This window comes from Prevotella koreensis, from assembly GCF_003977605.1.
GTDB lineage: Bacteria > Bacteroidota > Bacteroidia > Bacteroidales > Bacteroidaceae > Prevotella > Prevotella koreensis.
This window is the reverse complement of record NZ_RYYU01000001.1, coordinates 106500-127164: the sequence shown is the minus strand read 5'-3', so window position 1 is coordinate 127164 and position 20665 is coordinate 106500. Positions and strand designations below refer to the sequence as shown.

At 42.0% G+C, this 20665-nt stretch carries 23 protein-coding genes, 3 tRNA genes and 1 other RNA gene; 3 read left to right on the top strand and 24 right to left on the bottom strand.

From position 1 onward, the window contains the following. Positions 1-337, top strand: a 337-nt coding sequence (locus EHV08_RS11575; RefSeq protein ID WP_238987979.1) for a transposase, incomplete at its 5' end; no start/stop codon positions are given. A 235-nt stretch (positions 338-572) separates the two neighbouring features. Here the strand turns inward: EHV08_RS11575 and EHV08_RS00600 are convergent. The 13 genes from EHV08_RS00600 to EHV08_RS00540 all read right to left on the bottom strand — a co-directional run bounded on the left by EHV08_RS00600 (position 573) and on the right by EHV08_RS00540 (position 12961). After that, complete coding sequence (locus EHV08_RS00600; RefSeq protein ID WP_126677517.1) at positions 573-1541, bottom strand: F0F1 ATP synthase subunit gamma; 969 nt, start codon at positions 1539-1541, stop codon at positions 573-575. A gap of 6 nt (positions 1542-1547) precedes the next feature. Next, complete coding sequence (gene atpA, locus EHV08_RS00595; RefSeq protein WP_126677516.1) at positions 1548-3134, bottom strand: F0F1 ATP synthase subunit alpha; 1587 nt, start codon at positions 3132-3134, stop codon at positions 1548-1550. 7 nt (positions 3135-3141) lie between these two features. After that, positions 3142-3675, bottom strand: a complete 534-nt coding sequence (locus EHV08_RS00590) for a F0F1 ATP synthase subunit delta (RefSeq protein ID WP_126677515.1) — start codon at positions 3673-3675, stop codon at positions 3142-3144. 9 nt (positions 3676-3684) lie between these two features. Beyond that, the gene (atpF, locus tag EHV08_RS00585; protein WP_126677514.1) at positions 3685-4203 is read right to left on the bottom strand and encodes a F0F1 ATP synthase subunit B; all 519 of its coding nucleotides are present in this window, start codon (positions 4201-4203) and stop codon (positions 3685-3687) included. A gap of 91 nt (positions 4204-4294) precedes the next feature. Then, entirely contained in the window at positions 4295-4537 is a 243-nt protein-coding gene (gene atpE / locus EHV08_RS00580) for an ATP synthase F0 subunit C (protein ID WP_125234583.1), read from the bottom strand. 71 nt (positions 4538-4608) lie between these two features. Then, on the bottom strand, positions 4609-5640 hold the full coding sequence (atpB, locus tag EHV08_RS00575; RefSeq protein ID WP_126677513.1) for a F0F1 ATP synthase subunit A: 1032 nt from the start codon (positions 5638-5640) through the stop codon (positions 4609-4611). A gap of 37 nt (positions 5641-5677) precedes the next feature. Continuing rightward, positions 5678-6073: a hypothetical protein gene (locus EHV08_RS00570; RefSeq protein ID WP_126677512.1), complete on the bottom strand. Its 396-nt coding sequence runs from the start codon at positions 6071-6073 to the stop codon at positions 5678-5680. Beyond that, positions 6070-6309 (bottom strand): ATP synthase F1 subunit epsilon, encoded by a 240-nt coding sequence (gene atpC / locus EHV08_RS00565; protein WP_126677511.1) that lies wholly within the window; start codon positions 6307-6309, stop codon positions 6070-6072. The genes EHV08_RS00570 and atpC overlap by 4 nt, the downstream gene beginning before the upstream one ends. Before the next feature lie 48 nt (positions 6310-6357). Next, positions 6358-7884, bottom strand: coding sequence for a F0F1 ATP synthase subunit beta (atpD, locus tag EHV08_RS00560; RefSeq protein WP_126677510.1), 1527 nt, complete (start codon positions 7882-7884; stop codon positions 6358-6360). 142 nt (positions 7885-8026) lie between these two features. Then, positions 8027-9004 (bottom strand): 6-phosphofructokinase, encoded by a 978-nt coding sequence (gene pfkA / locus EHV08_RS00555; RefSeq protein WP_126677509.1) that lies wholly within the window; start codon positions 9002-9004, stop codon positions 8027-8029. A 21-nt stretch (positions 9005-9025) separates the two neighbouring features. Further along, positions 9026-10423 (bottom strand): SLC13 family permease, encoded by a 1398-nt coding sequence (locus tag EHV08_RS00550; RefSeq protein ID WP_126677508.1) that lies wholly within the window; start codon positions 10421-10423, stop codon positions 9026-9028. A gap of 56 nt (positions 10424-10479) precedes the next feature. Then, positions 10480-11460, bottom strand: coding sequence for a glycosyltransferase family 2 protein (locus EHV08_RS00545; RefSeq protein ID WP_126677507.1), 981 nt, complete (start codon positions 11458-11460; stop codon positions 10480-10482). Then, positions 11447-12961 (bottom strand): oligosaccharide flippase family protein, encoded by a 1515-nt coding sequence (locus EHV08_RS00540; RefSeq protein WP_126677506.1) that lies wholly within the window; start codon positions 12959-12961, stop codon positions 11447-11449. The genes EHV08_RS00545 and EHV08_RS00540 overlap by 14 nt, the downstream gene beginning before the upstream one ends. A gap of 253 nt (positions 12962-13214) precedes the next feature. On the opposite strand from EHV08_RS00540, the gene EHV08_RS00535 reads away from it, so the two are divergent. After that, positions 13215-14204 (top strand): glycosyltransferase family 2 protein, encoded by a 990-nt coding sequence (locus tag EHV08_RS00535; protein ID WP_126677505.1) that lies wholly within the window; start codon positions 13215-13217, stop codon positions 14202-14204. Beyond that, on the top strand, positions 14201-15307 hold the full coding sequence (locus EHV08_RS00530) for a glycosyltransferase family protein (protein WP_126677504.1): 1107 nt from the start codon (positions 14201-14203) through the stop codon (positions 15305-15307). The genes EHV08_RS00535 and EHV08_RS00530 overlap by 4 nt, the downstream gene beginning before the upstream one ends. Here EHV08_RS00530 and EHV08_RS00525 read toward each other — a convergent pair. The 11 genes from EHV08_RS00525 to EHV08_RS00475 all read right to left on the bottom strand — a co-directional run bounded on the left by EHV08_RS00525 (position 15271) and on the right by EHV08_RS00475 (position 20660). After that, positions 15271-15843, bottom strand: coding sequence for a Maf-like protein (locus EHV08_RS00525; protein ID WP_126677503.1), 573 nt, complete (start codon positions 15841-15843; stop codon positions 15271-15273). The genes EHV08_RS00530 and EHV08_RS00525 overlap by 37 nt on opposite strands. 26 nt (positions 15844-15869) lie before the next feature. Next, the gene (locus EHV08_RS00520; RefSeq protein WP_126677502.1) at positions 15870-16388 is read right to left on the bottom strand and encodes a KdsC family phosphatase; all 519 of its coding nucleotides are present in this window, start codon (positions 16386-16388) and stop codon (positions 15870-15872) included. 24 nt (positions 16389-16412) lie between these two features. After that, positions 16413-17195 (bottom strand): Rossmann-like and DUF2520 domain-containing protein, encoded by a 783-nt coding sequence (locus EHV08_RS00515; RefSeq protein WP_126677501.1) that lies wholly within the window; start codon positions 17193-17195, stop codon positions 16413-16415. Then, positions 17179-17706: a nitroreductase family protein gene (locus EHV08_RS00510; protein WP_126677500.1), complete on the bottom strand. Its 528-nt coding sequence runs from the start codon at positions 17704-17706 to the stop codon at positions 17179-17181. Before EHV08_RS00510 ends, EHV08_RS00515 begins: the two co-directional genes overlap by 17 nt. Positions 17707-17914: 208 nt before the next feature. Next, positions 17915-17988, bottom strand: a tRNA-Thr gene (locus EHV08_RS00505). 1 nt (position 17989) lies between these two features. Further along, positions 17990-18088: signal recognition particle sRNA small type (gene ffs / locus EHV08_RS00500), an RNA gene on the bottom strand. Between the two features lie 205 nt (positions 18089-18293). Then, positions 18294-18368, bottom strand: a tRNA-Asp gene (locus EHV08_RS00495). A gap of 46 nt (positions 18369-18414) precedes the next feature. Then, positions 18415-18489: transfer RNA gene (locus EHV08_RS00490), tRNA-Asp, on the bottom strand. A gap of 70 nt (positions 18490-18559) precedes the next feature. Continuing rightward, positions 18560-19075 (bottom strand): GNAT family N-acetyltransferase, encoded by a 516-nt coding sequence (locus EHV08_RS00485; protein ID WP_126677499.1) that lies wholly within the window; start codon positions 19073-19075, stop codon positions 18560-18562. Then, positions 19072-20265, bottom strand: coding sequence for a glycosyltransferase family 2 protein (locus EHV08_RS00480; RefSeq protein ID WP_126677498.1), 1194 nt, complete (start codon positions 20263-20265; stop codon positions 19072-19074). Before EHV08_RS00480 ends, EHV08_RS00485 begins: the two co-directional genes overlap by 4 nt. Continuing rightward, positions 20262-20660 carry a hypothetical protein gene (locus tag EHV08_RS00475; protein WP_126677497.1) on the bottom strand — a complete coding sequence of 133 codons (399 nt, stop codon included), beginning with the start codon at positions 20658-20660 and terminating at the stop codon, positions 20262-20264. The genes EHV08_RS00480 and EHV08_RS00475 overlap by 4 nt, the downstream gene beginning before the upstream one ends. Positions 20661-20665: the final 5 nt, after the last annotated feature.

Sequence of the window (20665 nt, the reverse complement as noted above, 5' to 3'; positions counted from 1 at the left end):
AAAGGTCTTCGCCGACAGGGGATATATCAAGCAGGAACTCTTCGAGAATCTGTTCAGTCAAGGTATTCAACTCGTTCATGGACTTAAAGCAAGAATGAAGAATAAACTTATGCCTATATGGGACAAGATCATGCTGAGAAAAAGGTACATCATCGAGTGCATTAATGAACTTCTAAAGAATAAAGCGAACCTTGTACATTCACGACACCGTTCCATACATAACTTTATCATGAACTTATGTTCTGCCCTTACTGCATATTGTTTTTTTGAGAATAAGCCGGAGGCACTGCCTGTATATGTAGAAAAATCAAGGCAGTTGGAACTCTTTTCATGCTAAAATTATCCCGAACTCGCGTAATAATACAGAAGATTTCCGTAACTTTGTCTTTGGTAATCATCGCTTAGTCATTTTGTAAGTTATTGATTTTAAACTATAAAGTTACAAAAAAATAACGAGATTACCAACTTTTAAAAGGACTTTCTTAACCCGAACTCGCGTAATTTATATACAAAATAAAAGCCATACCTACGCCGTTTAAGGCAAGATATGGCTTTATATTTATTATTTACACCTAATTTACGGAACCTCCTACGATGTCAAGCAATTCGCTTGTAATAGCCTGCTGTCTGCTCTTGTTATACTGCAAGTTCAAATCACGCAGAATCTCATCGGCATTGTCGGTTGCTGTCTGCATCGCTACCATACGGGCAGCATGTTCGGAAGCAATGGAGTCGAGCAATGCTGTGTAAAGCATCAGGTGGGCAAGTTTCGGAATGAGTTTGTTCATCACAGAATCAAGATCTGGCTCAACAATGAAATTATCATTCAATGGTGCAGCATCGTTCTCACGCTTTTTGGCCTCTTGATTAATATCGCGTTGCCGCAGATATTCTACGGCTTCACGTGTTGCGACTTTCGACTTCAAATCACGCTCCTTGTCGGCAGTGAGTTCACTCTCAATATCAATCGGCAAGAATGTTTTACGAGTAAGTATCTGTGAACCTGCGCTCTTGAAATGATGGTATATCATTTCCACGCGGTCTATCTCTCCTCTACTATACATTCCTCCGAGTTCTACGGCTATATCACGACAACCTTGTGCATTAGGTTTGTCGGCAAGATTATTGTAGTTGCCGGCAATATTGTATCCGAGCTTCTTCACTTTCTCGGCCACTTTCCTTCCTATCGGATAAACCACAATGTTCTCCTTGCCAAGATCCTCATAATCCTCAAGAGCCTTCTGCATCTCTTTTATGATATTGGCATTAAAGCCACCACATAAAGAAGAATTGCTTGAATAAACTATCAATGCCACTCGCTTAACAGGACGTTCCGCCACATATATGCTACGCACATCAGCATCGGAAGCAAGGAAAGTCTTCAAGATATGCTCAAGCATCTCCTCGTATGGCAGCATGTTCTCTATTGCAACCTGTGCGTGATGCAATTTTGAAGAAGCAACCATCTTCATGGCACTCGTTATCTTACGAGTACTATTTACACTTGCTATTCGACCTTTTATCTCTTTCAGTGACGGCATAAACTATTACTTTTTGTATGTTTCGGCGATGTCTGCCATTGTTGATTCGATGATACCTGTAACAGTATCGTCAATCTTACCACTTCCTAATGTTGCAATAACCTCAGGATGTGCAGAGCGCATCTTGTCAAGGAACGTATTCTGACATTCACGTACCTTTTCTACAGGAACGTCTGACATCAGGCCATGTGTTCCACAATAAAGTATCGCAACCTGTTCGCCTACCGGCATCGGGCTATATTGTGGCTGGATTAACAACTGGTTGTTCTTACGACCTCGGTCAAGAGTCATTGCAGTAACGGCATCCATGTCGCTTGAGAACTTTGAGAAAGCCTCAAGTTCTCGATACTGCGCCTGATCAATCTTCAATGTTCCGGCAACCTTCTTCATTGACTTTATCTGTGCAGAACCTCCCACACGACTCACAGAGATACCAACGTTGATAGCCGGTCGGAAGCCTTGGTTGAAGAGGTCGGTCTCAAGATAAATCTGACCATCGGTAATAGAAATCACGTTGGTCGGAATATATGCTGACACGTCACCTGCTTGAGTCTCAATGATTGGCAACGCCGTAAGAGAACCACCTCCTTTGACATGTCCTTTCATGCACTTCGGCAGGTCATTCATCTGCACCGCCACTTCGTTCTGGTCATTTATGCGTGCAGCACGTTCGAGCAAACGGCTATGCAGGTAGAACACGTCACCGGGATAGGCCTCACGTCCTGACGGACGGCGAAGAATCAGTGACACCTCACGATATGCTACAGCCTGTTTTGAAAGGTCATCATATACAACGAGGGCACTCTCGCCACGGTCGCGGAAATACTCACCAATAGCAGCACCTGCAAATGGAGCATAATACTGCATGGCAGCAGGGTCGGCAGCCGTAGCAGACACGATGATGGTATATGGCAACGCACCGTGCTCTTTCAAGTTTGCAACAAGAGCAGCAACGGTAGATGCTTTCTGTCCTATCGCAACATAAATACAATATACCGGTTTTCCGGCATCATAGAAACTCTTCTGGTTGATGATGGTATCAACAGCAATGGCTGTCTTTCCTGTCTGACGGTCACCAATAATCAACTCGCGCTGTCCGCGACCAATAGGAATCATTGAGTCAACAGCCTTTAGACCCGTTTGCAGCGGCTCCTTTACCGGCTGGCGGTAAATCACACCGGGCGCTTTACGGTCAAGAGGCATTTCGAATGAGTTGGTAAGGTCGATGTCTCCATTACCATCTATTGGTTGACCGAGCGGGTTTATAACACGTCCAAGCATATTGTCATTGACGCGGATAGAAGCAATACGTTTTGTACGCTTCACCACCTGTCCTTCTTTTATGCCGGCAGTAGGACCAAGCAACACACAACCAACGTTGTCTTCCTCCAAGTTCATCACAATGGCCATTGTGCCATTTTCGAACTCAAGCAATTCGTTAGCCTCTGCATTACGTAGTCCGTAGATACGTGCCACACCATCACTGACGGTAAGCACCGTTCCCACTTCTTCAAAGTCTTGTCCGGAACCTATATCGTTAAGTTGCCTAAGCAATACCTCTGATATTTCGCTTGGTTTTATCTTATCCATTATTCTTTATTTATTTCAGCGTTTTCAAGATGTCGCGCAATTGTGATTGCACAGATGCATCCATTCTGTAAGTGTCGTACTCAAGAATGAAACCACCGATTATATCGGGGGTCACCTCGGCGAGAAATTCCACCGTGCCCTTTGTTTTGTTCTGAACGATTTGCTTCATTTTTTGCTCAGTTGCAGGACTTACGGTAGTAGCGGTGATGAGTTTGCCATGAATAATGTTCTTCTGCTTGCGATATAGTGTTATATAGGACGAAGCGATGAACATAATAACCGTCTCCCTACCCTCCTTAATAACCAATTCCACGAAGCGACGTGTGAGCGGATTAATATCTGCTCCGCATGCGGTAATAAGCAGTTGCTTCTTTTTTTCTTGGCTCAAAGTAGGGTTGTTTATGGTATGACGTAGTTTCGGTACCTCAACAAAAGACTTTGTCAACGTAGCCATATCTTGATACACCTTTTCGTCGCACCCTGTCTGCACAGAACTCTTCAATAAAGCACGCGCATAGCGAACCGAAATGACACCTATATCCATATCCTACAATTATTTAGCATTATAAGACAACTCATCCAGCAACTTATCAACATACTTCATCTGCTCTGCTTCGCCGGAAAGACGTTCACGCAATACTTTTTCGGCAACAGAAACACTGATTTCGGCAACCTGTTTTCGAATGTCACTTATGGCACTCATTTTCTCTGCCTCAATCTGCGCCTTAGCCTCAGAAATAATGCGTGTACCTTCATCACGAGCCTTTGTTTGGGCTTGCTCAATAATTGCATCACGAGTAGCAGCAGCCTCAGAAAGAATCTGTGCCTGACGCTCACGTGCCTCTTTCAGCAAAGTCTCTCCCTCTTGCTGTATGTTGGCAAGTTTCTCGTTGGCATCGTGTGCCTTACGAAGGCTTTCATCAATATAAGCCTTGCGTTCTTCTACCATCTTGGTAATAACAGGGAATCCGTATCTTGTCAAGAAATAGAAGATTACAAGAAATGCCAAAAGCATCCAGAAGAGTAATCCCAAATCCGGTGTGAGTATGGATGGCAAATTCTGAAAATCCATTTACAATTAGTTGTTGTTGAGATTAATAATATTAAGGTTTCACTTGTTGAGGCCGATGAATCGGTATTCACAGACCTCAAAGCATCAGGCCTTATTTAATAAGGAATGCACAAGCAACCACAGCAAACAGAGCAACACCCTCAATGAATGCAGATGTAAGAATCATGTTTGTTTGAATCTTGCTTGTTGCTTCTGGCTGGCGAGCGATAGCATCCATTGCGCTGCTACCAATCTTACCAATACCCATACCTGCACCAATTGTTGCGATACCTGCACCAAGACTGCAACCTAATGCGCCAAGTCCTTCTGCTGCTAATAATAATGAAATCATAATCTTAAATTTTAAATTGTTATTAATAAATATTTTTGTTTTATCTTTAAATAATCGAATCCACTAATTGGCCATTACGAACCATGATGTTGCGGATGTGCCAATCCGATGAATACCGAAGAGAGCAATGTGAACACGTATGCCTGTACGAAAGCAACAAGCAATTCCACACAATTCATAAATAAAAGCATCAATGCACTGAAAATATTCAGTCCGATACCCATGCCCACTCCTAATGTCCAACCAAGGAATATCACACATGTGAAACTCAAGATTATGGCATGACCTGCCATCATATTGGCAAAGAGACGAACCATGAGCGCGAAAGGCTTTGTGAATATTCCCACCACCTCTATTATGGGTATCAGTGGCACCGGATAGGCCTTCAAGAAGAAAGGTACTTCCGGCCATAATATTTCTTTCCAATACTCCTTACTTCCGAAAATATTGACAAGCAACATTGTGCAAATTGCAAGGAAGAAAGTTATATTGATATTTCCCGTAACATTTGCTCCACCGGGGAATATCGGTATCAATCCGAGCAAGTTGGTTACAAGGATGAAAAAGAACACGGTAAGCAGATATGGAGCATATTTCTTATAATGCTTCTCACCAACGCATCCCTTTATAACATCATCGTGGATTGTCATTACGAGCATTTCCATTGCACCTATGAAACCACGTGGTGCTTCACTTGTACAATCACGTTTCTTGTACCATTTAGCGATAGTGAGGAACAATACAATAAGAATAATTGCAACAATCCAAATCTGACATACAGTCTTGGTCATGCTTAAGTCAAGCGGACGTTTAACACTTCCGTCAGACATTTTCTCATATATCTTTCCGTGATGAGACTCATCAAAAAACAGAGTTTTGTGTTGCTCAATTCCTTTTGATGTGCCAAAGAACCATTCATTTTCACCTTTTACAATGATTGGTAAAGGAATGCTTACATGTCCGGCTATATGCCACTCGTATGCATCAGACATGTGATGAAGCACAATCTCCGGAATGTCTATTGCCGATTCCTTTTCTTCAGCAAAGAGATTCAAGGGCAATAGTGCAACAGCCAAAATGAGCAAAATAGACTTGACGTGATTCATTTATTATATATTAATATAGTTGTTAATTTGAAAAGATTTATTGCCGGTTAGTGATTTTTGAAAAATAAACGGTATGATAGCCAATCATTACAAGATAATAAACCATAAATACCGATACATATGGGAGCATTGCATCCCTACCAACCACCAAGAAGCATATGAACAGAGTGAAAAGTGCCATAACCATGCGTAATCCCGAAACGACAGAGTAAAGAGTTGTCAGAGACTCTCTGTTACTTTTTATTATCCATCTCCACAAGAAAGCAAATGATATAAGGAAAAATACAGAAAATCCTGCACTAACCCATACCGGAGCAATCATGTCCCACTCAGGACGAAATGAAGATATAAATATCCCTATCATCGTAAGGGCTATAACAATTAAAGCCCCTATTCCAACATAACGTTTGGCAACTTTGTCAACGTCCATCATATTTCTATGCAGATATTGACCACGTTCTTCTTTACAGAAACGAAACCACCTTCAATGTCAATACTCTTACTACCTTCAGAGCCAATGTATGTAACGGTTCCGCGTTCCAAAGACGAGATGATGGGGGCATGGTTTATAAGAATTTCAAATTCTCCGGCCGTGCCCGGTACCTTCACGCTCTCTATATCACCGTCATATTCCACCTTTTCCGGTGAAACGATTTTAAGTTTAAGCATCAATATTAATCTTTTCCTTTAAACTTTTTAAACCTAAATACACAAAGACTATCCTTTGGCAGCTTCCATAAGTTTCTTACCCTTCTCTATAGCGTCTTCAATTGTACCAACATTGAGGAATGCCTGCTCCGGCAAGTTATCAACCTCTCCGTCAAGAATCATATTGAAGCCTCTGATGGTGTCCTCAATGCTAACCATTACACCTTTTACACCGGTGAACTGCTCAGCGACAGTAAATGGCTGAGAAAGGAAACGTTGAACACGACGAGCACGATTAACGGTAAGTTTGTCTTCATCAGACAATTCGTCCATACCAAGAATTGCAATAATATCTTGAAGTTCATTATACTTCTGAAGAATTTGCTTTACTCGTTGTGCACACTCATAGTGAGCCTTTCCAACAATCAACGGGTCGAGAATACGGCTTGTAGAGCCAAGAGGATCAACGGCAGGATATATACCAAGTTCTGTAATTTTACGAGAAAGTTCCGTTGTTGCATCCAGGTGCGTAAATGTAGTTGCGGGAGCCGGGTCGGTCAAGTCGTCTGCCGGTACATAAACTGCCTGCACAGAAGTAATTGAGCCTTTCTTAGTAGAAGTGATTCGCTCCTGCATCGTACCCATTTCACTTGCCAAAGTTGGCTGATAACCAACGGCTGAAGGCATACGCCCGAGAAGCGCAGAAACCTCTGAACCTGCCTGTGTAAAACGGAAGATATTGTCGATAAAGAACAATATGTCGGCAGCAGCACCATCCTTACCACCATTATCACGGAACTCCTCTGCAACGGTAAGACCGGAGAGTGCAACAGAAGCACGTGCTCCGGGTGGTTCGTTCATCTGGCCATAAACAAGTGTGGCCTGGGACTTCTTCAATTCTTCCGGATCAACAAGCGACAAGTCCCACTTTCCCTCGTCCATTGCTTTCTTGAACTTATCGCCATAGCGAACAACTCCAGACTCTATCATTTCTCGAATCAGGTCGTTACCCTCACGAGTACGTTCTCCCACTCCAGCAAAAACAGAATATCCGTTATGTCCTTTCGCGATATTGTTGATAAGTTCCATGATAAGCACGGTCTTTCCTACACCGGCACCACCGAACAATCCAATCTTTCCACCTTTCATGTAAGGTTCAAGAAGATCTATCACCTTAATACCGGTGGCAAGCATTTCTTTTGTAGTAGAAAGTTCTTCAAATTTTGGTGCTTCGCGGTGGATAGGATATGCACCATCCATATCAAGGTTCTTCATACCGTCTATAGGTTGTCCTATAACGTTGAGCATACGTCCCTTTATCTGATCGCCGGCCGGCATAAGGATTGGAGAGCCCATAGGCTCAACATCTAATCCTCTTTGAAGTCCATCGGTGTTGTCCATAGCAACACACCTGACAGTATCTTCACCAATATGCTGTTGCACCTCGATAATGAGCGGTGAACCATCAGGCCTTGTAATCTTCAATGCTTCGTGGATTTTAGGCAACACTTTCTCGGCATCAAGTCCCTCTGTATCGAAATACACATCGATTACAGGACCAATAATCTGGGATATTCGCCCTTTGATTTGTGTCATAATTTATATTTATTATTTATTTTAAGAGTTAAGCAAGTAATAATGGTGCAAAATTACTTAAATAATTTTTCTTGGACAAATTTTTCACTTATAAAATATCTGTTATCCGTTTTTTACTACGGATTACAACAAACAAAGTGCTTTATATGCTCAATTCATCAAGAACTTTTATCAGTTTTTTGTCAAAAGGCTTATCACTTCTGATAGCCTCATTAAACGGCACGTAAACAACTTCATTGTATCTTACACCTACCATAACATTTCTCTGTCCTTGCAATATTGCCTCTATTGCTCCAACACCTGTACGGGCAGCAAGGACACGGTCGTGTGCCGTAGGTCGCCCACCACGCTGCAAATGTCCGAGTATCGAGACACGTACATCATAGTCAGGAAATTCCTTTTTTACCCTATCGGCATAATATAACGCACCACATTTCTTACTTTCCGAGACAATGACGATACAACTTTTCTTTGATTTCCTTATTCCTCTTTTCATGAAACGTGCCAACTGGTCTACATCAGTTGAGTCCTCCGGTATTATGGCAGCCTCTGCTCCACTTGCTATGGCACTATTCTGTGCGAGGAATCCGGCATCTCGTCCCATAACCTCGATAAAGAAAATACGTTCGTGGCTCTGTGCCGTATCTCTTATGCGGTCAACACATTCCATGATTGTATTCATAGTTGTGTCATATCCTATCGTAGAGTCTGTTCCATAAAGGTCATTGTCGATAGTGCCAGGCAGTCCTATACAGCACACATCATATTCTTCTGCAAAGACACGCGCACCGGTCAGAGAACCATTACCACCTATCACGACAAGTGCATCAATGCCTTCTTTCTGCATATTCTCGTAAGCCTTCTTTCTTCCTTCCGGTTTCATAAACTCATTCGAGCGTGCAGTTTTAAGGATTGTACCACCCATCATTATAATACCTGAAACATTCTCTGTCGTGAAATCCCGTATCTCTCCATTTATAAGACCGTCCCAGCCACGATAAATACCCTTTATGTTAAATCCATTATATATGCCTGCACGCGTCACAGCACGTATTGCAGCATTCATTCCCGGCGCATCTCCACCTGATGTCAATACGCCGACAGTTCTTATCCTACTCATATTTTCCTTTTTACAATAATACTACAACGACATCATAGAAATAAAAGCTATGCCAATAAACCATGCAATAACCGAAACCCAACCTACATTCTTCAGATACCACCCTACGTGTATGCGTTCCATTTTCATCAACGCCAATCCGCTGAGTGAACCTGTTAGCATGAAGTTTCCACCTATCGCAGTACTATATGCTATTATTTTCCAATAATTTCCATTTTGTGCGAATGACATCATATACCCCGCATCAGCCCATTTCATTGTTGATTCTACATCAACAATCGGATATAATGATATAAAACTCAATGATGTAGCAAACGAATCAACGATACTGCTCATTGCCGCCGACAGAGCCCCAAGTATCCAAATATTATGGACATGATAGTCAATATTACGCGCAAGCCAATCTACGGCTCCTGTCTCATAAACTACTCCCACGGCAAGCATCATACCCATAACGAAAAGCATCATCTGGATTACACCGTATTGAAGCACCCGCGGCATTCTGCGCTGAATCATTTTATCCACATCCATAAGTTTACGGTTAACGATCTCGTTCACAACCCACAAAAGCGAAAGTACGCAAAGGGCACCGAGGAACGGACTTAACTTAGTTATATTATGGAATGTCGGAATAAACCAAAGTCCACCGATTCCCACGAAAAGCATCATAATACGTTGCCACCTTGACAGATTGGTATCATCGCCTCTGTACGGAAGCGACCATTCCACATCTACCCTTTCAGGAAGAATTCTGCTAAGAACAAGAACAGGAAGTGCACACGAAACGACACAAGGGATAGCCAACGAAGCGGAGAAGCGCGAGGCTGTTACAGCACCATTATTCCACAATAGCAACCCTGTAGGATCGCCTATCACCGTCAGTGCCCCACCGCAGTTTGCCGCGAGCACTATGGCGCAGCCGTATATCATTCGATGACGACGATTTGGTATCAATCCGTGCATCACCACCAGCATCATTGTCGTTGTGGTTATATTATCAAGATTTGCAGACACCAAGAACGTTATGCCGGTCATCATCCATAGCAGTTTTTTGCTGCTGCGTGTACGCATCATTTCTGTAAGGAAATCAAAACAACCATTGTTGTTCAAAATCTCCACTATCGTCATTGTGGAAAGCAAGAACAATACTATTTCTGCACCTCTCCCCACATATTTCAAGAAAATATTCTGTGCAATATAGTGCTTCACGGCAGAACTTGTAGGTACTGCTCCTCCAAGAAAATCTGTGTATTCGGAAGGATGCCTACTCATTACGAAATCGGTTCCGAAACAGATATACAACACCCACCCTACCGCTGCTGCAAAGATGGCAATCGCCGTCTTATTGACTTTTGTAAGGTTTGCCGTAGCTATCAAAAGATAACTCAAAATCAGTATGGCTGCAATTATCAGTGTCATTTCAACCGCAAAATTAGCACTTTATTGTCTAACCGCAAAGTTTTATCTGACATTTTTCAAATTCTGCCGATAAGTTTCTTCAAAGTGAAATATATTTCTTCTTGTAGTCGGAACATCTTCCATGAGAATCGCAGAGGCATATATCCAAACTTTTTCTTTAGCGAAGGCTCTATCTTGTCCGTCTCTATTGTAGTCCACACACGCCTTATTTCATTCAGACCGAAGGTCGCATCTTCTACCGAAAGTTTATTACGGTTCAAAAAATAGAACATATAAGTATCCACAACCACAAGCCATCTCACTCTTTCATAAATCTTCATAACCTCTTCATCAACACCGAAAGAGATGAGTTGTCTTTTCATAGACTCATTGGCCTTTAGATAATCAAATCGTCTTACACTCGGTTTGTGCGTTACAGACAATTCGTTTTTATAATAATAATATATACCCTCACAACATCTCACCTCTCGCGAATGATAATAATGTATGCGTGTGGTATTATCGTCGCTGTATGAACGACAAGTATCATCATAGGGATATTGCTTGTGCAATGCAGCCCGAGTGACATAGCAACCATGTATTTCCCATGTAAGCGATGCCAAAAATGCCTCATAACCGGTCATCACCTCAAAGTGAGTCATAGGATAATCTTTCTCTGCCGTTCCATCTACCATTTTTACTTTCAGCAACACACAATCTGTTGACGAATGTCTTTCAAATACGCTTACGGCACTCTCCAAAGCATCTGCAGATAGCCTGTCGTCGCAATCAAGAAAACATACGTATTCTCCCGAAGCCTCTGCGAGTCCTCTATTTCTTGCCACTGCCTGCCCCTTGTTCTCACTCTGTCGGAATACTTTTATCCTATCGTCACGATGAGAATAGTCTTCAAGTACCGACACAGAAGCATCTGTGGAACAATCGTCTACACACAATACCTCAATATCTACATGGGTCTGTGCTATTAGCGAATCAAGGCATCTTTTTAAAGTTGGCTCGCCATTATACACCGCAACAAGAATACTAACTTTTGCCATGTTTCTTTTTAATTTGCGGTTTGAATTTCTTCAAGAACTTTTCACGTAAACTTTCCCACAAGTGGCTATTACGTCTAAGTACAAGGAAAGAAAAGAGTGCACTGACAATGAATATGAACGTACCGGTAAGCCAATATAACCAACCTTGCGAGAAAAATGTCAGAACAAATGCACACACTCCGAGCGGTGTCTGAACCATGAGAAATTTAAGTATTCTATTGCTGAAAACATAAGAATATCTTATTCGTAGATAGAATATGGTGAAAAAAACATCAACTATTCCGACTATGGTAACGGCAATACCTGCTCCAGTAAGTCCGTAACGTCCATAAAGCAATGCCGTGGCTGCGAATAATAGTATGTCATAAACTGCTTCGAGTAAAAGATACGAACGTGAATCGCCACGAGAGAGCGGAAGATATTGCATTGGCAAAACAATAGCCCTGCAATATAGCGAAAGCACCATTATCTGCATCATACCGATAGATGGAACGAACTTGGAACTAAGCAGGAGAGGAACAATAATTGGCATGAATACTATGAATGCCGCTATCATAGGCGATATTAGCAACAGTAATACCTCTATCTGATTATTTATGGCAATGTTCCGAGCAGCCTTATCGCAAGTTATTGCCGAAAGTCTTGGAAAATAATCAGACTCCATTGCAGAGAATACCATACCTGCGTATGTCAGCGTTATTACATATCCCGCATTATATAGTCCTACTGTATCAAGAGCACCATAGTTATTGAGCATGGAACGTATGGCAAAGTCCATACCGCTACCCATTATTCCCGCCACTACAAAAGCGATACCGAGTTTTATCATACCTGCACCCTCACCCAGCGTTGCCTTTGAGAAATCAAACTTCAATGGATAAAACCTAAGCGAATACCTGATGGTGAGCAACATCTGTATCACTGCCACTATCACAAGCGAAGGAATAATGGCAACTTCACCCCATATATAATATATAGGTATAGTCGTTATAAGCGCAAGCAATATATTTAATGAAGAAATAGCAGCAAGCCCGCGCAACTGCTGCGTTCCTTTCAATATCGCAGTTTCACCACCTGTAATTGCCGTCATGCCAACTATCGGCGAGAGCAATATGAAATGTAGTGTGTGGTCACCCCAACTGAAAGCCACATTATCCACAAGCGGACCGGCAATCATACATACGAATACACCCAACAATGCCACAAGAATACTCCACGACCTTACAACAACTATATTTTTCTCTACCTCCTGCTTATTTTTCTTACTATAAGCCTCAGAAATATTCTTAACGGCACTAATTTGAATTCCGAAATTGGTAGAGTCGGAAATAAGTTTCACGGTGGAATTGAAAAGCGAAACAAGTCCCATTCCTTCAGGGCCGAGTATCAACGCAACAAACTTGTTACGTATAAGAGCAAAAAGTATATTGATTATTTGTATACCGCCAAAAATGCCGGTATATTTCAATATATGATGATAACTGCCCTTCTTGCCCTCCATAGTCTGAATTTATTAACGTAAAAACCGTAGGTTTATTACACTGCATGTCATTTTTTTATATATAACCTAAAAACATGACATTATTTCTTAAAACCAAGGTGATATTTTCAAAAAAATCGCATTATACCTAAGCATTTAGGACACATTGCCCAATCAAATTTCCACATTATCGGAAAATAGCAAATATTTCCAAAGAAAAACGTTATTTTTCAAATCAAAGTCGTAACTTTGCAAACGACAAAAGATAATAACAATGCCGAAGAATATTTATGTCAAGGAACAAACGCCACTCGTGAGTTTCATCGTCACGACATACAATCTACCCGAAACATTACTCAAGGAATGTCTGCAAAGTATTATTGACCTGTCTCTAAACAATAGAGAGATTGAAATAATACTTATCGATGATGGTTCGGACGAGAGTGCACTTGCACAAATAGAAGAAATGCGAGACCGAATAATCTACCTATGGCAACCAAACAATGGTGTCAGTGCGGCTCGTAACATGGGAATAAAAATAGCGAGTGGAAAATACATACAGTTTATAGACGGAGACGACAAACTTATTCAGGCAGGATATGAACATTGCCTCGACATAGTAAGGTTCAACGACCCCGACATAGTATTATTCAATTTTACAAATAAAGACGACGACATAGACACGCCTTATCTCTTTGAAGGACCTGTAAGCGGAGACGAATACATGCGCCGAAACAATATAAAGGCATCGGTATGCAGTTACGTTTTCAGCCGCAGGATTCTCGCCGACCTTAAATTCACACCGGGAGTTGAGTTCGGAGAAGACGAGGAGTTCACACCGCAACTTATACTTAGTGCAGAACGCCTGTATGCAACAGATACTTGTGCCTATTACTATAGACCAAACCACACCTCGGTAACTCATGGTAAGGGAAAGCGAAAACTCGCTAAAAGACTTGCCGATGCAGAGCATGTCATATTCAACCTATACCACCTTGCCGGCACTTTACCGATACAAGATTCGGCTGCATTACGTCGCAGAGTGGCACAACTGACAATGGATTATATTTACAACACCATAATATTAACCCGTTCAAAACACCAACTGAACAAACGAATAGGAAATATGAAAAAGCATGGACTTTATCCACTCCCACAGGAAAACTACACATGGAAATATCGTTTGTTTAGCAGATTGGTAAAATCAGAAACAGGAAAGAACTTATTGCTTTTACTGCTACCGCTATTGAAACGCGAAAGATGAGAATACTATTGTTGGGAGAATACAGCAACGTACACGCAACACTTGCCGAGGGATTAAGGGCGCTTGGCAACGAAGTTGTTGTGGCGAGCAACGGTGACTTTTGGAAAGACTATCCGCGCGACATAGACCTTGAACGCAAACCGGGAAAAATAGGCGGAATAAGTCTTTTTGCAAAGATTCTATCCATTATGCCACGTATGAGCAACTTTGATGTCGTTCAACTGATAAACCCTATATTCTTCGAATTGAAAGCACAACGCATTGCTCCTTTCTATAAACAACTGAAACGTCGTAATGGTAAGGTTTTCATGGGAGCATTCGGCATGGACTATTATTGGACAAAGATAAACTCTGAGCAGATGCCATTGAAATACAGTGACTTCAACATTGGTGAGCACATTAGAACAAATGCGGATGCCGTGAAAGAGCGTAAAGACTGGATTGGAACTCCGAAAGAAAAACTGAACCGCATGATTGCCAAAGACTGCAACGGAATTGTGGCAGGGCTATACGAATATTATGCCATCTATAAACCAATATTTCCAGACAAAACAAGATTCATACCTCTTCCAATAAAAACAAATAGCACAAAGATACCGGACATGATCCCACACGAGGGAAAAGTAAAAATATTTATCGGTATAAGTCGAGGAAGAAGCGAATATAAAGGAACTGACATTATGCTGAAAGCAGCAATTGATGTCGCAAGTCGCCACCCTAATGAAATGGAGATAATGAAAGCAGAAGGATTGCCTTTCTGTGAATATCAACGGTTGATGGATGGAAGCGATGCTATACTTGACCAACTATACTCCTACACACCAAGCATGAACTCGCTACTGGCAATGAGTAAGGGAATAATTTGCATAGGAGGAGGAGAACCTGAAAATTATGAGATTCTTAATGAAAAAGAACTGCGCCCTATCATAAACGTCAAACCATTTTATGACAGCGTTGTGGAACAACTCGAATGGCTGCTTGCAAATAAAGATAAGATTCCGCGAATGAAACGTGAAAGTATCGAATATGTACGTCGTCATCATGACCACATAGATGTCGCACGTCGTTATCTTGAGTTTTGGAATGACGACAGTTCATTATAAATACGTTGCACAGGAAGCCCCATTACATTAAAATAACTTCCATTAATAGACTCCACACCTACAAGGCCTATCCATTCTTGAATACCGTATGCTCCGGCTTTATCGAATGGCTTGTAATTATCAATGTAATAGTCTATCTCCCACGAAGAGAGTTTCTTAAATGTCACATCCGTCTCAACTGAGAAACTACGCTCTTGGACTTTAGTCGTCAAGCACACACCCGTTATGACCTGATGTGTTCGCCCACTTAGCATTCTCAACATCGAACGTGCATCATCGGCATCAACAGGTTTTCCAAGTACCTTGTCATCAACCACAACAATGGTATCTGCCGTGATTACAAGTTCATCATCGGAAATATTTCCGACATAAGCCGCAGACTTACTACGTGCTATATACTCCGCTATCCTATCAGTAGGCAAACCTTCGGGATAACTTTCATCTATTCCAGACAACAGTCTTACCTCGAAATCAAGACCGAGACCGGAAAGCAGTTCTTTTCTCCTCGGACTGCCTGATGCCAATATTATTTTCATACTCGATAATTGACAATTGTAAAAACCTACCATCCAAATGCACGAGCATCACTAAGCCATTTGCCTTGCGCCCTTAACACCTGTTCAATAACATCTCTACCACAACCATGACCTCCACGTCTGTCACTGATATATATGCAGGCTTGTTTAACTTCCGCACAAGCATCGGCAGGACAGCACGGACAACCGCACCGGCGCAACACCTCAAGGTCGGGAATATCATCGCCCATGAAAAGTATTTCCTCATCGGAATAGCCGTAACGCTCCTTAAACTCCTCGTAGGTCTTTACCTTCACGGCACATTTCATATAAATATCATTAACGCCCAAACGCTCATATCTAAGTCTTACCGAATCGGTGTTAGCACCTGTTATTATTGCTATACGAACCCCCATCTTCTGTGAAAGTTGTATTGAGTAACCATCTTTTATATTCACCGTCCTCATTGGTTCACCATCAGGGTGTAGAGGTATTGTTTCGGAACTCAGCACTCCATCAAGATCGAAAACTATTGTTTTTATCTTACTTAAATCGTAGTTTATCATTTCAATATCGAAAAATACAAATTATCAACCGTCAATTCGCATTATACTTTTACTCATCAATTCGTAAATATCCCTCGTCATTTGGTCACCGATAAGTTCTGCATGCTTTCTCATCACTTCGGTATCTCTTCTGGCAGCCGGTCCGGTTTGTGCATTATTCGGAGAAAGAGCATCAAGTTTACCTACTGTTTCTTTTATAAGAGGTAACATCACGCTGAACGGAATATTGTGAGCATGAAGGATTTTATCTGACAGCGCAAAACAATGGTTGGCAAAATTACAAGCGAAAACGGCTGCAAGATGCAGATAGCAACGCTTGTCGGAATCAAGTCGATATACCTTTTCTGTGAGTTCACGTGAAAAGGCCTCAAGTATCTTACAAGTATCTTCATCCGAAGCCTCAACAAAAATTGATATTTCATTGAAATCTACAACTTTCTGCTTACTGAAAGTCTGCATCGGATAAAATACTCCATGCCGAACATTAGTGTTGCCGAAAACACTCATCGGAACACTTCCGGCAGTATGTACCACAACACCATCTCCGACTTTCTTCACAACTTCAGTAAGAACCGAATGTAGCACACTGTCCTTCACCGAAACAATATATAAGTCGGCACCGGAAACAATCTCGTCAAGCGATATGGTAAAGCCACAATTAAGCCTTTCTGCCAAAGCCTTTGCCGATGCTTCGGTGTAACTGAACACTTGTTCTACATTCCTACCACATCGCGACAAAGCCTCTCCAAGGTTTGTCGCAAGGTTGCCTGCACCAACGATTACGATGCGCTCAATATCGCCCGACATGCACATTTTCCCACTTCAATCGGTCTTCATTCTGTGGCTTTCTATCATCTGCCTTATGACCGAAAGCAAGAACACAGAGGCACGACAAATTCTCCGGGATGTCAAGAATACCGCGTATTACTACATCAGCACTTGTACCATCACTAAGTCCGCGCCCACGCATTTGAACCCAGCATGAGCCAAGACCAAGATCTTCTGCCTGATATTGCATTGAAATAGCGGCAATAGAAGCATCCTCTATCCAACAGTCGTTTGCCAACGGATCTCCCAAAACAACAACAACAAGTGGAGCATCTTTAACAAACAACGAACCGTTACTTTTTGCATCTGCAATTTTCTCTATGTCAATCTTGTCATCAACAACAACAAACTGCCAGTCTCTCCTACCCTTACTGGTTGGTGACATAAGAGCCGCCCTAAGAATCAATCTCACATCTTCTGCCGAGATTTCTTCTTCAGTAAATTTACGATGACTTCGACGTAACTGTGCCAATGTATTGAAATTACTCATAATTTATATGTTTTAATAGTTCTTTCTAAATACTTTATTCTTTTCGTTAGTGTCAAACATTGCTATAATCCGCCACACTCTTGACTACTGCAAAGATACGAATAATATCTTTATGCACAAATTAAAACACACATAAAAATCTTAAAGGTTAAAAGTTAATGACAAATAATATATGCACACTTAACTTTTAACCTTTAATTTTATTTTGAGCCTCTTGTCGGATTCGAACCAACGACCCCGAGATTACAAATCACGTGCTCTGGCCAACTGAGCTAAAGAGGCGGGTGGGCAAGCTATCTGCATCGCGCCGCTACAACCAACTACCTTTGCTACGTTCCCGTCCTGGAGGATTCGAAGGGAGCTGGCCGTGCAGGACTTACCCATTTTAGCGGCTGCAAAGTTAGTAATTTATTTCTTAAATCATCGTGTTTAGCGTAAGAAAATCCACCTTTTAACCTTTTTTGTGCTTATAGAATATTCAATAATATAAAACAATAGTCAATTATCCGTTGAGCCGAAACCGGAAGCGCAAGTTTCATATTTCCACAAACAATAAAAAAGAGTCACTCTTTCAAAGTGACTCTCTGCGGTGCGTACGGGACTCGAACCCGTGACCTCCTGCGTGACAGGCAGGCATTCTAACCAGGCTGAACTAACGCACCAATGCGTTTTCTTACAATCTTACAAGGGGAGAGAAGCAACTCTCTGCGGTGCGTACGGGACTCGAACCCGTGACCTCCTGCGTGACAGGCAGGCATTCTAACCAGGCTGAACTAACGCACCAATCAAATGCCCCTTTTAAGATTGCGGATGCAAAGGTATGGTATTTTTTTTTATTTTCCAAATCATTGGACTATTTTTTTATTTTTTTTTGCAACAATATTGCATCTTGATAATCATTCCCAACAGATAGCCACTGTTTGAGGATTGCAGTAGGCTCATAACCAAGTTTGTTGAAGAGCCTCTGCGAATGTTTGTTAGACACTCCCACAATGGCATATAATTGGAAAATCCCAAGCACATCGGCAGCATAGCGATGCAATTCCGACAAGGCTTCTTTTGCAATTCCCATTTTTCGCAAATCAGTCTTTACCACGATACCTACCTCTGCACGACTATGCCGAGGGTCGTAATGAAACAAGTCCACTATTCCTGCAACACCGCCTCCGTTTGTTTCTATTATAAGTCGCAACTGCTTGTCCGCATAGATGTCGTTAGTGGCATTTGCAATATATTCATGCAAGGCATAACGCGAATAAGGTACGTTTGTCGAACCAACATCCCATATACTACGGTCGTTCTCTATAGCATAAAGTTCCTCCAAGTCTTCCGGCTCCATTGCCCTCAAAGCAATTTTATCGATTTTCATGCGAGAACCTCATTTAAGGTTATTATTCTATTGCTCTTTGCCTCAAACGTTCCGATAGTCAGGTTTTTCATCGGGTTACTGCCAAATATCTTCAGTATTTCCCCATACGAATAAGCATCTATATCATATACAACGTATGTAGGAGTATTCAAGTCGCAAACTTCTTTCAGCGAGTTATGTCCTTCCGGCATGGTTCTGCTGTCTGCCGTATAAAAACGCGCAGTAAGTCCGAGTTTGCGAGATATGCGACGACAATTCTTTATCGCTCCTTCCCTACCAATAAACACATAGTCGGGATAACGCTCACGTGCCTTATAGAATCCGAGCGTCTTGCGCAGTCTTCCACATCCCAATGAAATAGTGGCCATAGATGCCTTGAAGAGTATCGCAGCCCTTATTGGTATGCTGAGCAACATAGTCATGTTGCCGTAGTGTTTACGGAAGAATATAAACATCGCCTCGTAAAACACATGCACATATCTGAAACTGCTCTTCTGCGTGCTTTCGCCCTTATAGTGAAGTATGTCGATAGGATAATACCAGTTACGGAAACCGGCTTTAAGCAGCCTGCAACTCAAATCGATGTCTTCTCCATACATGAAAAAATCTTCGTCAAGCAGTCCGGCCTTGTCAAGTGCTTCGCGGCGAAGCATACAGAAAGCACCACTCACCACCTCTATCTCCACCGGCTTGTCCCAAGGCAGATAACTCATATAGTACTTACCATATATTCGGCTTTTTGGAAACCTTTTGCACAGACCAACCATTTTATAGAAAGCAGTCATCGGCGTAGGCACTCCGCGACGACTTTCCATTGCCACATCGCCGTAACTGTCGAGCATTCTTACTCCCAACGCCCCGGCATCTTTATGTTCGTCCATAAAGCGCAAACATTCTGCGATAACATCTTCACCTACAAAAGTATCGGGGTTAAGCAGAAGAACATACTCGCTCTCGGTCTGCCTTATGGCAATGTTATTTGCCCTCGCAAAGCCCAAGTTATGGTTGCTTGCCACAAGGTTTACATCAGGGAAAGAGCGTGAAATCTTCTCCACGGTATCGTCCTTGGAATGATTATCCACGACATACACTTCTGCCTCAAGGCCATGCAAAGCACGTTGAAGACTATTGAGGCATTGTTCCAGATAATGCCTAACGTTATAACTTACTATTACTACCGTCAGTTTCATTCCTCTATTGTCATTTCTCTTTTCATCCTCGATTCCGAAGGATAGACGAAAACCATCGATATGAGCATAATTATTGCCATATATCCAAAGGCAACATTCATGTATATATAATATAATATGGTGTTTGCATTTAGCAACGTGGCAAGCATCAGCAGACGTATCATAGCCCATCTTCGATAGCCTCCCTCTTTTATGGCGGTGCGCACTTTCTTGAAACGAAATAGTCGTACGGCAAGCGGAATGACACAAACCGTGAGCAACTCTGTCAATGTTACCACAGCGAACTGCACATTCACCTCGTCGGCAAACGCTCCCGGCAGCAACGTGTCGGTCTCAAACAATACTGCCACAAGTATCGAAATGATGATGGCAAGCCAATATGTTGTTTTTATCATATCTA

Bases quoted from the DNA above. Each gene is read 5' to 3' on its own strand.
- EHV08_RS00600 (WP_126677517.1), bottom strand. From the start codon at position 1,541: ATGCCGTCACTGAAAGAGATAAAAGGTCGAATAGCAAGTGTAAATAGT.
- EHV08_RS00590 (WP_126677515.1), bottom strand. From the start codon at position 3,675: ATGGATATAGGTGTCATTTCGGTTCGCTATGCGCGTGCTTTATTGAAG.
- atpF (WP_126677514.1), bottom strand. From the start codon at position 4,203: ATGGATTTTCAGAATTTGCCATCCATACTCACACCGGATTTGGGATTA.
- atpB (WP_126677513.1), bottom strand. From the start codon at position 5,640: ATGAATCACGTCAAGTCTATTTTGCTCATTTTGGCTGTTGCACTATTG.
- EHV08_RS00570 (WP_126677512.1), bottom strand. From the start codon at position 6,073: ATGATGGACGTTGACAAAGTTGCCAAACGTTATGTTGGAATAGGGGCT.
- atpC (WP_126677511.1), bottom strand. From the start codon at position 6,309: ATGCTTAAACTTAAAATCGTTTCACCGGAAAAGGTGGAATATGACGGT.
- atpD (WP_126677510.1), bottom strand. From the start codon at position 7,884: ATGACACAAATCAAAGGGCGAATATCCCAGATTATTGGTCCTGTAATC.
- pfkA (WP_126677509.1), bottom strand. From the start codon at position 9,004: ATGAGTAGGATAAGAACTGTCGGCGTATTGACATCAGGTGGAGATGCG.
- EHV08_RS00550 (WP_126677508.1), bottom strand. From the start codon at position 10,423: ATGACACTGATAATTGCAGCCATACTGATTTTGAGTTATCTTTTGATA.
- EHV08_RS00545 (WP_126677507.1), bottom strand. From the start codon at position 11,460: ATGGCAAAAGTTAGTATTCTTGTTGCGGTGTATAATGGCGAGCCAACT.
- EHV08_RS00540 (WP_126677506.1), bottom strand. From the start codon at position 12,961: ATGGAGGGCAAGAAGGGCAGTTATCATCATATATTGAAATATACCGGC.
- EHV08_RS00535 (WP_126677505.1), top strand. From the start codon at position 13,215: ATGCCGAAGAATATTTATGTCAAGGAACAAACGCCACTCGTGAGTTTC.
- EHV08_RS00530 (WP_126677504.1), top strand. From the start codon at position 14,201: ATGAGAATACTATTGTTGGGAGAATACAGCAACGTACACGCAACACTT.
- EHV08_RS00525 (WP_126677503.1), bottom strand. From the start codon at position 15,843: ATGAAAATAATATTGGCATCAGGCAGTCCGAGGAGAAAAGAACTGCTT.
- EHV08_RS00520 (WP_126677502.1), bottom strand. From the start codon at position 16,388: ATGATAAACTACGATTTAAGTAAGATAAAAACAATAGTTTTCGATCTT.
- EHV08_RS00515 (WP_126677501.1), bottom strand. From the start codon at position 17,195: ATGTCGGGCGATATTGAGCGCATCGTAATCGTTGGTGCAGGCAACCTT.
- EHV08_RS00510 (WP_126677500.1), bottom strand. From the start codon at position 17,706: ATGAGTAATTTCAATACATTGGCACAGTTACGTCGAAGTCATCGTAAA.
- EHV08_RS00485 (WP_126677499.1), bottom strand. From the start codon at position 19,075: ATGAAAATCGATAAAATTGCTTTGAGGGCAATGGAGCCGGAAGACTTG.
- EHV08_RS00480 (WP_126677498.1), bottom strand. From the start codon at position 20,265: ATGAAACTGACGGTAGTAATAGTAAGTTATAACGTTAGGCATTATCTG.
- EHV08_RS00475 (WP_126677497.1), bottom strand. From the start codon at position 20,660: ATGATAAAAACAACATATTGGCTTGCCATCATCATTTCGATACTTGTG.